Here is a 12,295-nt window from a genome sequence, read left to right as displayed (position 1 = left end):
GTTTAAAAGTTTAAAAGTTTAAAAGTTTATGAAATATATACTTAACAGTTTTTTGGTGATTTTGATTTTTATGTTTGTTTCTACTTCATGTGGAATCGGCAACAAGATATTTACGCCTGCACCACCGAAAACAACCTCAACTAAGATTGACAGCACCACAACAATTTCAGTCATTAATACAGGAGCAGATAATTATGAAAACTATTTACCTTTATTAAAAGACAAAAAAGTTGGAATTGTTACTAATCAAACTGGAACCATTTCCTATTTTAAAGAAAATGAGCTTTTATATAAATCGATAGTTGATTTTTTGGTTGAAAAGAAAGTTTCGGTTCAAAAAATCTTTGCCCCTGAACACGGTTTTAGAGGAACGGCAGATGCTGGTGAACATATTATTGATGGAAAAGATACCAAAACTGGCTTACCCATCATTTCTCTTTATGGTAATAACAAAAAACCAAAACCTGAGCAATTAGATGGAATTGACGTTATGGTCTTTGATTTGCAAGATGTTGGCGCACGTTTTTACACTTATATTTCTTCTTTGCATTATGTTATGGAGGCTTGTGCTGAAAATAAAATTCAATTAATTGTACTTGACCGACCAAATCCGAATGGAAGCATTGTAGATGGTCCGATTTTGGAAAAAGAATTTACGAGTTTTGTTGGCATGCATCCAATTCCGACTTTGCACGGAATGACTATTGGTGAATATGCACAAATGATTAATGGTGAAAAATGGCTCAAAGATGGCATTCAATGTGAATTGATTGTCATACCGTGTTCAAATTATAATAGAGAAACGGCTTATAGTATACCAGTAAAACCTTCGCCCAACTTACCTAATGATCAGTCGATAAATCTGTATGCAAGCTTGTGTTTATTTGAAGGGACGAATGTAAGTGTTGGTCGCGGTACAGAAAAACAGTTTCAAATTTACGGCTCGCCTTTTCTTCCTAAAAGTGATTTTAGCTTTACTCCTATTCCGAATTTGGGTGCGAAAGAACCGCTTTATAAAAATGAATTATGTTATGGTGAAGACTTAACCTCGATTGCAAAAGTCAGTAAATTAGAATTAAAATGGTTAATCAAAGCTTACAATTCGACTTCGGATAAAAGTAAATTTTTCAATCCGTTTTTTACTAAATTGGCTGGAACCAAAAAACTACAACAACAAATTGAAAGTGGTTTTTCTGAAGAAGAAATCAGAAAATATTGGGAGAAAGGTTTGGGTGATTTTAAGAAAATGAGGGCTAAGTATTTGATTTATTAAGCAAACACAGATTTCACAAATTTTCACAGATTTCTTTTTTATTACAACGGCAACTTCTTCTTCATTTCCTCAACAATATTATATGCTGCAGGGCAAATCGCAACATTTTTCATCGTTAAATCAGAAATTTGTTGAAACTTTTTTCTATCAGTATGCGGGAATTCTCTGCATGCTTTTGGGCGTACATCGTAGATGAAACATTTATTATCCGATTCTAAAAAAGTACAGGGAACACTTTGTAAAACATAATCGTTGTCTTCATCTATTCGCAAATATTGGTCGATAAATTGTTGTGGTTTTTGTCTAAAATGTTTTGAAATACGTTCTATATCAACCGATGTAAAAAGTGGCCCAGTCGTTTTACAACAGTTGGCACATTCCAAACAATCGGTTCTTTTGAACTCGTTATCGTGTAAATCTTGCATTACATAATCCAGATTTTTAGGTGCTTTCTTTTTCAGCTTATCGAAATACTTTTTGTTTTCGTTATGCTTATCTTTGGCAAGTTTTCCGAGTTCGTTTAAATTTGGCTTTAGCATTTTATTTGATTTCTGATGCAAATTTAAACAACTTTTAAACTCTTAAACCTCTAAACTTTTAAACTTTTAATGAAAGATTTATTCGGAAAAGCCATTCTCGATTTTCAAACCAACAATTCTCCCAAAGATATTATAACCGAAACCAACATTTCCGAAGCCGACGAAATGAATGTTGCCTATCTTTTTCGCGATTATAACGAAATGCCAAAACTCGAACAAAAAGCACTTAAATTAGCAAATGGAAAAATTCTTGACGTTGGTTGTGGTGCTGGAAGTCACAGTTTGTATCTTCAAGAAAAAGGTTTTGAAGTAACTTCGATAGATATTTCAGAAAATGCGATAAAAGCTTGCCAACTTCGGGGTTTAAAAAATGCTAAAACTCAAAATATTTTAAATTTAGAAAACGAAAAGTTTGATACCATTTTGCTACTAATGAATGGAACTGGAATTTTTCAGACTATTTCCGAAAGTTCAAAGTATCTTCAAAAACTAAAAAGTTTACTAAATCCAAACGGGCAAATTCTGATTGATTCTTCCGATATTATTTATATGTTCGACGAAGATGAAGTTCCAACCGACAACTATTATGGCGAACTTACTTTTACCATTTCATACAAAAATGAAACCGAAAATCCTTTTCCATGGTTGTATCTCGATTATCCTTTGTTAGAAAAATTAGCTACTGAAAATGGTTTGCAATGCGAGTTGATTGAAAATGGTGAACATTATGATTATTTGGCAAAATTATTTTAAACAAAAAACCTCATCTACAACTGTAAATGAGGTTTGTTGTTTTGTAAAAGAAAAAGTTTATTCTACAATAATTTTTTTAGTTGTTTGCTTATTTTCGGAAGCAATAGTCACATAATAAATTCCTTTTGCAACGTTTTTTAGGTCAATTGACTTAATATTAGCATTGTCATTTTTAGTAAAATCTACTTCTCTACCCATAGCATCATAAACCTCAACACTATAATCTGAAGCTAAGTTTGTTAATTGAATATTTAAAACTCCATTACTTGGATTTGGATAGACAATAAAATCTATTGTATTGATTTCAATATTACTCAAAACATTTGTTTTATATTGACTGTAAATTGTATTAAGATAAGCTAAAGCTCTAGTTTTTTGACCATTAGTAAACATATACATACATGCATCATCTGAATAGTCCATATAATTCATTGTGAGTTGTTTTTGTCCAGAAACACAACCTGCAACAGATCCATTTGTAACGCAACCGTAATTTGCAAATCCACATCTTGGAGTATCAGTTACTCCATCATCATCAGTTCCTGCACACCCATTATCGTTAGCAAATGTATGATCTAAATTAAAAAAATGACCTAACTCATGGGTAACTGTTCTTCCTAAATTATAAGGTGATTGCGGAACATATCCTGTACAACCTGCACCTTTACCGAAGCATATTGTATTCATCACAACACAATTTCCCGCAGATGGAGTTCCTGGAAATGGTGAATATCCTAATATTTGGCTCCCCTCATCACGAACAACAAAATTCATATATCCAGACCATGTTGTATCATTATCAGCTCCACTTAAAAAATCTGTTCCAAAAGTCACAGCTACAGTTCCATTAGCAATACCCGTTCCTGTAGGATGATTTTGTGTAGCAATTACAAATTGAACGTCTAAATTTCCTGTTATTACTCCTGGATAAAAACTACTAGCTGCTGTCCAATTAGAAATATCTGTATTGGCTGCATTGTAATCAGCATTTATAACATTAATTTGTGATTGAGCCAATGCTCTTAAACAAGTTTTTACACTTGCACTACTAGAGTTAGATACTGATGGAAAATGCACAGCTACAGGTATTACTTTTGTGACACTAGGAGATTGAACACCTCTACTTTTGTAATTTTCTTCTTGGTCTAGCAGTTTTTTATACTCTATTTCAAATTTAGCTTGACGCTCAAGGTATTCTTGTCTGTAAGCTGGATCTGCCATCATTCTTTCCATATACTCTTTTGTTCCACATGTTCTTTGCGAAAAAGATGTAACAGAAACAATTAAAAATAGAGTAAGTATTAGTTTTTTCATAATTTTATGTTATTAATATTTTGCAATAATATAAAAAAAATCAACATAATAAATCAGTTTTTGATTGAATTTCAATTAAACACTTTTTTAAAACATCTAAATCCACCTGAGAATTATAAGCGTTAATAGAATATCTTAAATAAACATTCCCATTTAAAGGCATTACAGGAATTTGAATTTTATACTTTTCGTAAAGCAATTCTTTTAATTCAAGTGGCTTTTCAGTTTTTATCGGAATACTTGCCATTTGTCCAAGAAATTCTGCTGAAATTGGACATAATGGTTTTGTGTTAAGTAAATCGCAAAAATCTTGGTAATTATCTAAAACCAACTTTCTACAAGCTATCGCTTTTTCTTTCCAGTTATTTTCTTCTAAAAACTCAATCACTTTTGGTGTACACAAAAAAGCTGAAATATCGCGAGTTCCTTGGTATTCATGGTAATCTAAAAATTGACTTTCACCAGGAAAATCGCTTTCATAACCCCAACTTACAACCAAAGGTTCTATGTCATTTTGATATTCTTTTTTTACATATAAAAACGAACTGCCTTTTGGAGCTAACATCCATTTGTGCAATGTACCTGTATAAAAATCTGGGTTTAAATCTGTAATATCCAAATCGATATGACCCGGAACATGAGCGCCGTCAATAATGGTAATTAATCCAAGTTCTCTGGCTTTATCGCAAATTTCCTTAACTGGAAAAATAAGTGCCGTTGAGCTAGAAATTTGATTGAGAAAAATCACTTTGGTTTTAGATGTTACTCCTTTCCAAAACTCGTCAAGTATTTGTTCTTTTGAAGTTATTGGCAACGAAATTTCTTGTCGAATGTACTTGACTCTCGATTTTTTACAGTAAAAATGCCAAGTTCTATCCATGGCACCATATTCATGATTGGTTGTAAGAATTTCATCGCCTGCTTGTAATTTCAAACTGCGCATAATGGTGTTGACGGCAAATGTTGGATTGGGTGTGAAAAACAAATCTTGTGCATCACAACCAATAAATTTAGCCAAACTTTCACGAGCAGTTTTTAGATAACCAGCCGATTTCTTTTGAATAAAATAAACCGGTTCGTTTTCTAACTCCAACTGAAAACGTTGGTATTCTTCAAAAATAGGTTTTGGACAAGCTCCAAATGAACCATGATTAAGAAAAGTAATTTCGGGGTTTAGGTGGAAATGGGATTTCATAGAAAAATTTAGTTTTTAATAGCCTATGCTAATCTGAAAACCGTATATAGTATTCACATTAATTCCATATTTGAAACCGGGTTTCCATTTTGCAGATTGTCTTAAAACTCTGGTTATTTCATCTGACACTTCTTTGCTTATTTTATCTTCAATATAAACCTTATAAACAGTTCCATTGTCAAGAATACTCATATAAATTCTTAACTTTTTCTTAAATCCTTTAATTTTATTTTTGTCCAAACTGTCAAAAATATAACTATAAAAAGCCTCTAAACCATCAGTATACTCAGGAATTCCATTTGCATCTAAATCAGAAATATTGAAATAGACAAGATCTTTACTGCTTTTAATATCTGAACCTGCTTGAATACTAATTGGCATATAATACAAAATTCTTACTGGCTTTCCATTCTTAAATGCTGGAGTCCATTTTGGGCAAGTTTTTAAAACTCTTATAAATTCAATTGAACAACCACTGCCAACTTCATCTCTAATAATTTTAAAATTATCCATTGTACCATCTTTTTCTATGACAAAAGAAGCATAAATTTTTCCTTTTAAACCTTCTATATCAGGTACAACAAAATTTTTTCCAACATAATTATAAAATTCATTAACGCCTCCATTATAAATTGGCATAACATCAATCTCTTTTTCAGTAAATATTGTGTCTAATTGAGGGTTTATTTCTTCATTCGGAATAACATTTATTTTAGGTATATTTATTGGCAAAACATATTTAACTTTTACTTTTTCATTACCTATTTCACCTGGAATCCAATTATTACAGCTATTTAGCAAACGAAATATTTCATTATCAATATTTAATCCTAATCCTTTAATGATTTTTATATCTGACAAAACACCATCACCATTTACAATAAAACTTGTTATAATTCTTCCTCCATCAACTTTAGAGTTTGTTAAAACATTAATATTATCTGAAATAAAATTAAACAATTCAGAAATACCACCAGGATATTCAGGCTTTTTATCAACAACCGATAAAAGAAAGACCTCATCCTCAGAATTTTCATTTTGAGAAAAAGCTCCAAGTGTTACGAAAAACAATATGATGAAATGCAACTTCATAAACTAAGGAATATTCAAATATTTATGAGTCTGCAACGAAACGCGCCATTTTGGATTATTCATGACATAATCAACAATTTGCGGTGTCATTTCTTCTTTTTTGCTCCATTCGGGTTGTAGAAACAAAATCGCATTCGGATTTACTTTTAACGCTTGTTCCTCAGCAAAAATAAAATCGTGTTTGTTGTATATAATGACTTTTAACTCGTTGGCATTGGCATAAACCGTTTCTGTTGGCAACATAGTTTTCTTTGGCGAAAGACAAATCCAATCCCAAGTTCCAGATAGTGGATACGCACCAGAAGTTTCAATATGTACTTTTAAATTTCTTTCTTTCAATTTAGATGTCAATACCGACATATCCCACATTAGCGGTTCGCCACCAGTAACTACAACTGTATCGGCATATTTTTTGGCATTATCAACTATCAAATCAACATTGGTCGGCGGATGCAACTCGGCATTCCAACTTTCTTTCACATCGCACCAGTGACAACCTACATCACAACCACCAATTCTAATAAAATAAGCCGCTGTTCCCGTATGATAACCTTCGCCTTGAATAGTGTAAAACTCTTCCATCAACGGTAAAAGTTCTCCTTTTTCAACAGCGGTTTGTATTTCTTTTTTAAGCATTTTTTGAAATTATTGTGCAAAGATAAGTAAAATGTTGGATGATGGATGTCAGATGATGGAAGTTGAAACTTGTGATTTGTTTTTTGAAATTTATAAATCTACTTTTGTTTTTATAATTTGTGTAAATGCGGTTTCCCCTATTTGGCTTTGTTTTATTTCCTTTTTTTCTTTTTTCTCAAGATTTTGAGAACACTAATTCTATTGATGTCAGTGTTTTCAAAGGAAACATAATGCCGCACACTCAAGATTTAGGTCATCTTATCACCGATCATCCTTACGGTTTTATGGTTAGTTTTTCTAAACAAACACATGGTAAAAAGGAATGGCATCGAGCTTATAATTTTCCAGATTTTGGCGGTTATTTTATGTATCAAGATTATAAAAATGAGTTTTTAGGAACCAATTATGCTGCTGGTGCTCACTATAATTTTTACTTTTTAAATAGAAAATTGCAATTCAAATTAGCACAAGGAATTACCTATAATACCAATCCTTACGATAAAGTCACCAATAGTAAGAACAAAGCTTTTGGTTCAAAATTGGATGCTAATATAAATTTTGCTTTAAATTACAAAAAAGAAAATCTCATAGAAAACATCGGTTTTCAAGCTGGATTGCTTTTTACACATTCATCAAATGGAAGAATAAAATCACCTAATAGTGGCATTAATTCGTATGTCTTGAATGTTGGTTTGAACTATAATTTTGATAAAAAAGAAACTCAAAACAATAGTACCATTTCAGATACAACTTGCTATAAAGAAACTATAAAATATAACTTTGTTGCCAAAACTGGCGTGAATGAAAGTCCCATTATCAATAGCGGACAATATCCTTTTTACCATTTAGGATTTTATGCCGATAAACGTCTTAACCGAAAAAGTGCCATTCAACTTGGAACCGAATTATTTTTGACACAAAGTCTAAAAGAATACATCAAATACCGCTCAATTTCTTCATTTGAAAAATATATCGACCCAAATACAGACTATAAACGAGTTGGTATTTTTGTTGGACACGAACTTTTTATCAATAAATTGTCAATCGAAACCCAAGTTGGCTATTATGTTTACAAACCTTTCAAAGAAGATTTGGATATATATAACAGATTGGGCTTGAAATATTATTTAACAGACAAAGTATTTGTTGTTGGCGGATTAAAAACGCACCTTTTTGTTGCAGAAGCTTTTGAATTTGGAGTTGGAGTAAGATTATGAAAAAAACAACACTAATATATGTATTTAGTATCTTAATCGCTTTTTGTCGATGCGAAAAACCAAGCGATTGTATAGAATCTTCTGGCGCAACAATAACCAAAGATTTTACTGTTTCTTCGTTTACAAGAATTGATGTCGAAGCTGGAATTGAAGTTATAATTACAGAAGGTTCAGAATATAAAGTTCAAATTCAAACAGGCGAAAACTTGATAGAAAACGTTGCTGTTTCGCAAGATGCTACAACTTTATATCTCAAAGACAACGCAACCTGCAATTGGGTTAGAGAATATGGGCAAACAAAAGCATTGATAACGGCTCCAAACATAGTTGAAATTTATTCTAAAACAGATAGAAATATCAGTTCAAACGGCATTTTGACCTATCCTAATTTAAAATTGGTAGCTTTAGATGACAAAGGCGATGATAGAGATGGCGCAGGAACAGGCGATTTTATAATGCAAATCAGCAATAACCGATTTGAAATTCAAAACAATAGCTATTCACGTTATTATATTTCTGGGAACACCAACGAATTTGTGGTAGGAATTTACAATGGCGACGGCAGAGTTGAAACGCAAAACTTTCTAGCAAAAAACATTTGGATTTACCATCGAGGTTCTAACGATATTATAGTAAATCCAACCGAAAAAGTTGAAGGAAAACTAGTAAGTACAGGAAATGTAATTCTGAAAAACAATCCGCCAATCAATACTTTACAAGCATTTTACCAAGGACAGATTTTTTATAATTAGAAGCTAATCCTGCTATCCGCTATATCTTTTCCTTTTTAAAGAAAAAAGAAAAAGGATGCCGCTTCTATCTGGGCTAGGCATCAAGGATTATATCACATTTTTTCAACAACTAGTTAGCTGTTTTTTCTCTAAAAATTGCTTCTAAATTTTTACTTTTCAAAGTCAATTGCAGTGCACGTAAACCATTTTCTTGGGCAAAATCAAATACTGAAGGTCGCATATCATTTTCAGATTCAAAAGTCAATTCCCAGATTTTATTGTGTGTGTTTTTGAATGATTTTAAATCTGATAATTTTGAAAATAATTCTTCATTTATTTCTTTATCAAACTCAACTTCAATAACTTGTTCTACTATATCTGAAACTAATTTATCTAGTTTTTTATCAGTAACAATTTTTCCATTATTGATAATGATTACGCGGTCACAAATAGCTTCTACTTCTTGCATAATATGTGTAGAAAGAAATACCGTTTTATTTTTACCGACGTTTTTAATCACATTTCTAATTTCAACCAACTGATTTGGATCTAAACCAGTTGTTGGTTCATCCAATATCAAAACATCAGGATTATGCAATAAAGCAGTTGCTAATCCAACACGTTGACGATAACCTTTAGATAATTGTCCAATTTTTTTATGACTTTCAGCAGACAAACCCGTTAGTTGAATCACTTCTTCAATTCTAGATTTAGCCACTTTATAAACATCAGCATTGAATTCTAAATATTCACGAACATATAAATCCAAATACAACGGATTGTGCTCTGGCAAATACCCAACCGATTGCTGCACAGCCTTCTGATTTTCGTTTACATCGTTTCCATTTACAGAAGCTTTTCCTTCATCAGAATTGATATAAGTCGTCAAAATTTTCATTAAAGTAGATTTTCCAGCACCATTCGGACCAAGAAAACCAACAATTTCTCCTTTTTTTACAGAAAATGAAACATTGTCTAATGCTTTTTGAGCACCATAACTTTTTGAAATATTTTGAACTTCTATTGACATAACTTGATATTTGAAGCAAATGTAATAAATACTAAAGGAAATCGAAAAACATAAAGATAATAACGTCAAAAATCAATGTTTATGATTTGACACGAATTTCACTAATTATCACGAAAACATTATTAAAATTATTTCACTAATATAATGTAACTTATTAAATTCGTGTAATAATTACAAAATCTGATAATTTGTGCTAATTCGTGAAATTTGTGTCTAAAACATTTTCACGAAAACGTTTCCGTAACTTTTTTAATAATTTTTGTAAAACCTAAACTTTAATTTTCTACTTTAGCAAAACATAAAACAACAATGAGTATAATTTTCGCAACATATTATAACAATTTTTCTTATTTCTTTTTTTGGAAGAAACAGGGATTGTTATTGTGTTATGTAAAAAAGTAATTTATATAGAAAACATAAATAGTAATCCCGATGCAAATCGGGATTTTTTTTTGACTAAAATGAAAGAAAAAATAGCCATACAAGGAATTAAAGGATCATTTCACCATCAAGTAGCTTTGGAGTATTTTCAAGAAAATGTTGCTATCGATGAATGTTTGTCATTTGAAGCACTTGCCGATAGTTTGAAAAACAATCAATCACAATTAGCTGTAATGGCAATTGAAAATTCTATCGCAGGTTCGATTATTCCAAATTATGCTTTGATTGATAAGAATAATTTTCACATCATTGGTGAATATTATTTGGATATTATTCAGAATTTAATGGTTTTGAATGGACAAAAATTAGAAGAAATTCAAGAAGTACATTCCCATCCAATAGCGTTGTTACAGTGTATGGATTTCTTGAAAAAGCATCAAAACATTAAATTAGTAGAAGATAAAGATACAGCTGAAACTGCAAGAAGAATTCATCAAAATCAACTAAATGGAATTGCCGCAATTGGAAGCAAAGTCGCAGCAGAATTATATAATTTAAACATAATCGCTCCAGAAATTCAAACGGTAAATAATAATATGACACGCTTTTTTATAATTAGTAAAGAAAAAAGTCAAGTAAATAAAGAAGAAATTAATAAAGCATCCATAAAGTTTGAGTTGGACGACACACCAGGAAGTTTGGCAACGGTGTTAAATGTAATGACGAATTGCAAATTAAATCTAACCAAAATTCAATCTATGCCCATTATTGATACACCTTTTCAATATTCATTTTTTGTAGATGTGGTTTTTGAAAAGTACAAACACTATGAAAAAGCGGTTAAAATTTTAGAAATAATGACGAATCAATTCAAAGTATTGGGAGAATACAAGAACAAAAAGCAATAACAAAAATCAAATTCAATGTCAATAAAAAATCAATTTAAAAGTTGATATTGACATTGTAATTGATATTGACATTGAAAAAATATGATTACAACAGCAAAAAGACTAGAAACCGTTCAAGAGTACTACTTCTCAAGAAAATTGAAAGAGGTAAGACAACTCATGTCAGAAGGAAAACCAATCATCAATATGGGAATAGGAAGTCCAGATTTGGCACCACATTCTTCTGTAATTGAAGCAATTCAAAATGCAATGTTTGATGAAAAAGCTCATGAGTATCAAAGCTATCAAGGTTTACCAGAATTACGTCAAGGTTTTGCTGATTTTTATAAAAACAATTTCAATGTAGAATTAAATTCAAATAATGAAGTGTTGCCATTAATGGGTTCGAAAGAAGGGATTATGCATATTTCGTTAGCTTTTTTGAATGAAGGCGACGAAGTTTTAATTCCAAATCCAGGTTATCCAACTTATGCTTCTGTCACTGAGTTGGTTCAGGCAAAAGCAGTTTATTACGATTTAAAAGAAGAAAACAATTGGCAACCTGATTTTGAAACATTAGAAAAAACCGATTTATCAAAAGTGAAATTGATGTGGGTTTCGTATCCACACATGCCAACAGGCGCCAATGCCACTTTAGAATTGTATCAAAAACTAATTAATTTTGGAAAAAAACATAATATTTTAATAGTAAATGACAATCCGTATAGTTTTGTTTTGAACGAAAATCCGTTGTCCATTTTTCAAATAGAAGGTTCAAAAGATATTGCTTTAGAATTGAATTCGTTAAGCAAAACATTTAATATGGCAGGTTGGCGTGTCGGAATGGTTTCAGGAAATGCAACTTTAATTGATGCCATTTTAAAAGTAAAAAGCAATATGGATTCGGGAATGTTTTACGGAATTCAAAAAGGAGCAATTGCCACATTAAAACTAGGAAAAGATTGGTTCGAAACTCAGAATGAAGTTTACACCAAAAGAAGAAATTTGATTTTTGAATTAGCAGAAAAAATGAATTGTGCCTTTGATAAAAACGCAGTCGGAATGTTCGTTTGGGCAAAATTACCAGCCGGAATTCAATCGGAAGAATTCATAGATAATTTATTATACGAAAAACATATTTTTCTAACACCAGGAACCATTTTTGGTAGTAACGGTGAAGGATATATTCGATTTTCATTGTGTGTAAAAGAAGAAAATATCGTTGAAGCGATAAAAAGATTTTAGTT

12 protein-coding genes are annotated in these 12,295 nt (G+C 31.3%); 6 read left to right on the top strand and 6 right to left on the bottom strand.

Going from position 1 to position 12,295, the window contains the following annotated elements:
* Positions 1-28: 28 nt before the first annotated feature.
* Entirely contained in the window at positions 29-1,273 is a 1,245-nt protein-coding gene (locus O9267_RS12650) for a DUF1343 domain-containing protein (protein WP_298180140.1), read from the top strand.
* A gap of 41 nt (positions 1,274-1,314) precedes the next feature.
* On the opposite strand, the gene O9267_RS12645 is transcribed toward O9267_RS12650, so the two are convergent.
* Complete coding sequence (locus O9267_RS12645; RefSeq protein WP_298180138.1) at positions 1,315-1,812, bottom strand: YkgJ family cysteine cluster protein; 498 nt, start codon at positions 1,810-1,812, stop codon at positions 1,315-1,317.
* 69 nt (positions 1,813-1,881) lie between these two features.
* On the opposite strand from O9267_RS12645, the gene O9267_RS12640 reads away from it, so the two are divergent.
* On the top strand, positions 1,882-2,565 hold the full coding sequence (locus O9267_RS12640; RefSeq protein WP_298180136.1) for a class I SAM-dependent methyltransferase: 684 nt from the start codon (positions 1,882-1,884) through the stop codon (positions 2,563-2,565).
* Between the two features lie 57 nt (positions 2,566-2,622).
* Here the strand turns inward: O9267_RS12640 and O9267_RS12635 are convergent, their stop codons facing one another.
* Genes O9267_RS12635 through O9267_RS12620 form a run of 4 tightly spaced genes read right to left on the bottom strand, consistent with a single transcriptional unit; the run spans position 2,623 to position 6,802 of the window.
* Positions 2,623-3,879 carry a zinc-dependent metalloprotease gene (locus tag O9267_RS12635; RefSeq protein ID WP_298180134.1) on the bottom strand — a complete coding sequence of 419 codons (1,257 nt, stop codon included), beginning with the start codon at positions 3,877-3,879 and terminating at the stop codon, positions 2,623-2,625.
* Between the two features lie 40 nt (positions 3,880-3,919).
* On the bottom strand, positions 3,920-5,074 hold the full coding sequence (locus tag O9267_RS12630; RefSeq protein WP_298180132.1) for an aminotransferase class V-fold PLP-dependent enzyme: 1,155 nt from the start codon (positions 5,072-5,074) through the stop codon (positions 3,920-3,922).
* A gap of 15 nt (positions 5,075-5,089) precedes the next feature.
* The gene (locus tag O9267_RS12625; protein WP_298180130.1) at positions 5,090-6,166 is read right to left on the bottom strand and encodes an energy transducer TonB; all 1,077 of its coding nucleotides are present in this window, start codon (positions 6,164-6,166) and stop codon (positions 5,090-5,092) included.
* Positions 6,167-6,169: 3 nt separating this feature from the next.
* The gene (locus O9267_RS12620; RefSeq protein WP_298180128.1) at positions 6,170-6,802 is read right to left on the bottom strand and encodes a 7-carboxy-7-deazaguanine synthase QueE; all 633 of its coding nucleotides are present in this window, start codon (positions 6,800-6,802) and stop codon (positions 6,170-6,172) included.
* A gap of 125 nt (positions 6,803-6,927) precedes the next feature.
* Between O9267_RS12620 and O9267_RS12615 the strand changes: the two genes are divergently transcribed.
* Together O9267_RS12615 and O9267_RS12610 are read left to right on the top strand one after the other, a co-directional pair.
* Positions 6,928-8,019 (top strand): acyloxyacyl hydrolase, encoded by a 1,092-nt coding sequence (locus O9267_RS12615; RefSeq protein ID WP_298180126.1) that lies wholly within the window; start codon positions 6,928-6,930, stop codon positions 8,017-8,019.
* The gene (locus tag O9267_RS12610; protein WP_298180124.1) at positions 8,016-8,771 is read left to right on the top strand and encodes a head GIN domain-containing protein; all 756 of its coding nucleotides are present in this window, start codon (positions 8,016-8,018) and stop codon (positions 8,769-8,771) included. The genes O9267_RS12615 and O9267_RS12610 overlap by 4 nt, the downstream gene beginning before the upstream one ends.
* Before the next feature lie 109 nt (positions 8,772-8,880).
* Here the strand turns inward: O9267_RS12610 and gldA are convergent, their stop codons facing one another.
* Positions 8,881-9,780, bottom strand: a complete 900-nt coding sequence (gldA, locus tag O9267_RS12605) for a gliding motility-associated ABC transporter ATP-binding subunit GldA (RefSeq protein WP_298180122.1) — start codon at positions 9,778-9,780, stop codon at positions 8,881-8,883.
* Between the two features lie 461 nt (positions 9,781-10,241).
* Between gldA and O9267_RS12600 the strand changes: the two genes are divergently transcribed.
* Both O9267_RS12600 and O9267_RS12595 read left to right on the top strand, forming a co-directional pair.
* Positions 10,242-11,069 (top strand): prephenate dehydratase, encoded by an 828-nt coding sequence (locus O9267_RS12600; RefSeq protein ID WP_298180120.1) that lies wholly within the window; start codon positions 10,242-10,244, stop codon positions 11,067-11,069.
* A gap of 81 nt (positions 11,070-11,150) precedes the next feature.
* A complete protein-coding gene (locus O9267_RS12595; RefSeq protein WP_298180118.1) occupies positions 11,151-12,293 on the top strand; it encodes an aminotransferase class I/II-fold pyridoxal phosphate-dependent enzyme in 1,143 nt (380 codons plus the stop codon).
* The last annotated feature ends 2 nt before the right edge of the window (positions 12,294-12,295 follow it).

Source organism: Flavobacterium sp. (assembly GCF_027531705.1).
In the GTDB taxonomy this organism is placed as follows: domain Bacteria; phylum Bacteroidota; class Bacteroidia; order Flavobacteriales; family Flavobacteriaceae; genus Flavobacterium.
This window is presented reverse-complemented; position numbering and strand designations above follow the sequence as displayed.

Excerpts from the sequence above, each read along its gene's own strand:
- O9267_RS12650 (WP_298180140.1), top strand. The coding sequence starts at position 29 with ATGAAATATATACTTAACAGTTTTTTGGTGATTTTGATTTTTATGTTT.
- O9267_RS12645 (WP_298180138.1), bottom strand. The coding sequence starts at position 1,812 with ATGCTAAAGCCAAATTTAAACGAACTCGGAAAACTTGCCAAAGATAAG.
- O9267_RS12640 (WP_298180136.1), top strand. The coding sequence starts at position 1,882 with ATGAAAGATTTATTCGGAAAAGCCATTCTCGATTTTCAAACCAACAAT.
- O9267_RS12635 (WP_298180134.1), bottom strand. The coding sequence starts at position 3,879 with ATGAAAAAACTAATACTTACTCTATTTTTAATTGTTTCTGTTACATCT.
- O9267_RS12630 (WP_298180132.1), bottom strand. The coding sequence starts at position 5,074 with ATGAAATCCCATTTCCACCTAAACCCCGAAATTACTTTTCTTAATCAT.
- O9267_RS12625 (WP_298180130.1), bottom strand. The coding sequence starts at position 6,166 with ATGAAGTTGCATTTCATCATATTGTTTTTCGTAACACTTGGAGCTTTT.
- O9267_RS12620 (WP_298180128.1), bottom strand. The coding sequence starts at position 6,802 with ATGCTTAAAAAAGAAATACAAACCGCTGTTGAAAAAGGAGAACTTTTA.
- O9267_RS12615 (WP_298180126.1), top strand. The coding sequence starts at position 6,928 with ATGCGGTTTCCCCTATTTGGCTTTGTTTTATTTCCTTTTTTTCTTTTT.
- O9267_RS12610 (WP_298180124.1), top strand. The coding sequence starts at position 8,016 with ATGAAAAAAACAACACTAATATATGTATTTAGTATCTTAATCGCTTTT.
- gldA (WP_298180122.1), bottom strand. The coding sequence starts at position 9,780 with ATGTCAATAGAAGTTCAAAATATTTCAAAAAGTTATGGTGCTCAAAAA.
- O9267_RS12600 (WP_298180120.1), top strand. The coding sequence starts at position 10,242 with ATGAAAGAAAAAATAGCCATACAAGGAATTAAAGGATCATTTCACCAT.
- O9267_RS12595 (WP_298180118.1), top strand. The coding sequence starts at position 11,151 with ATGATTACAACAGCAAAAAGACTAGAAACCGTTCAAGAGTACTACTTC.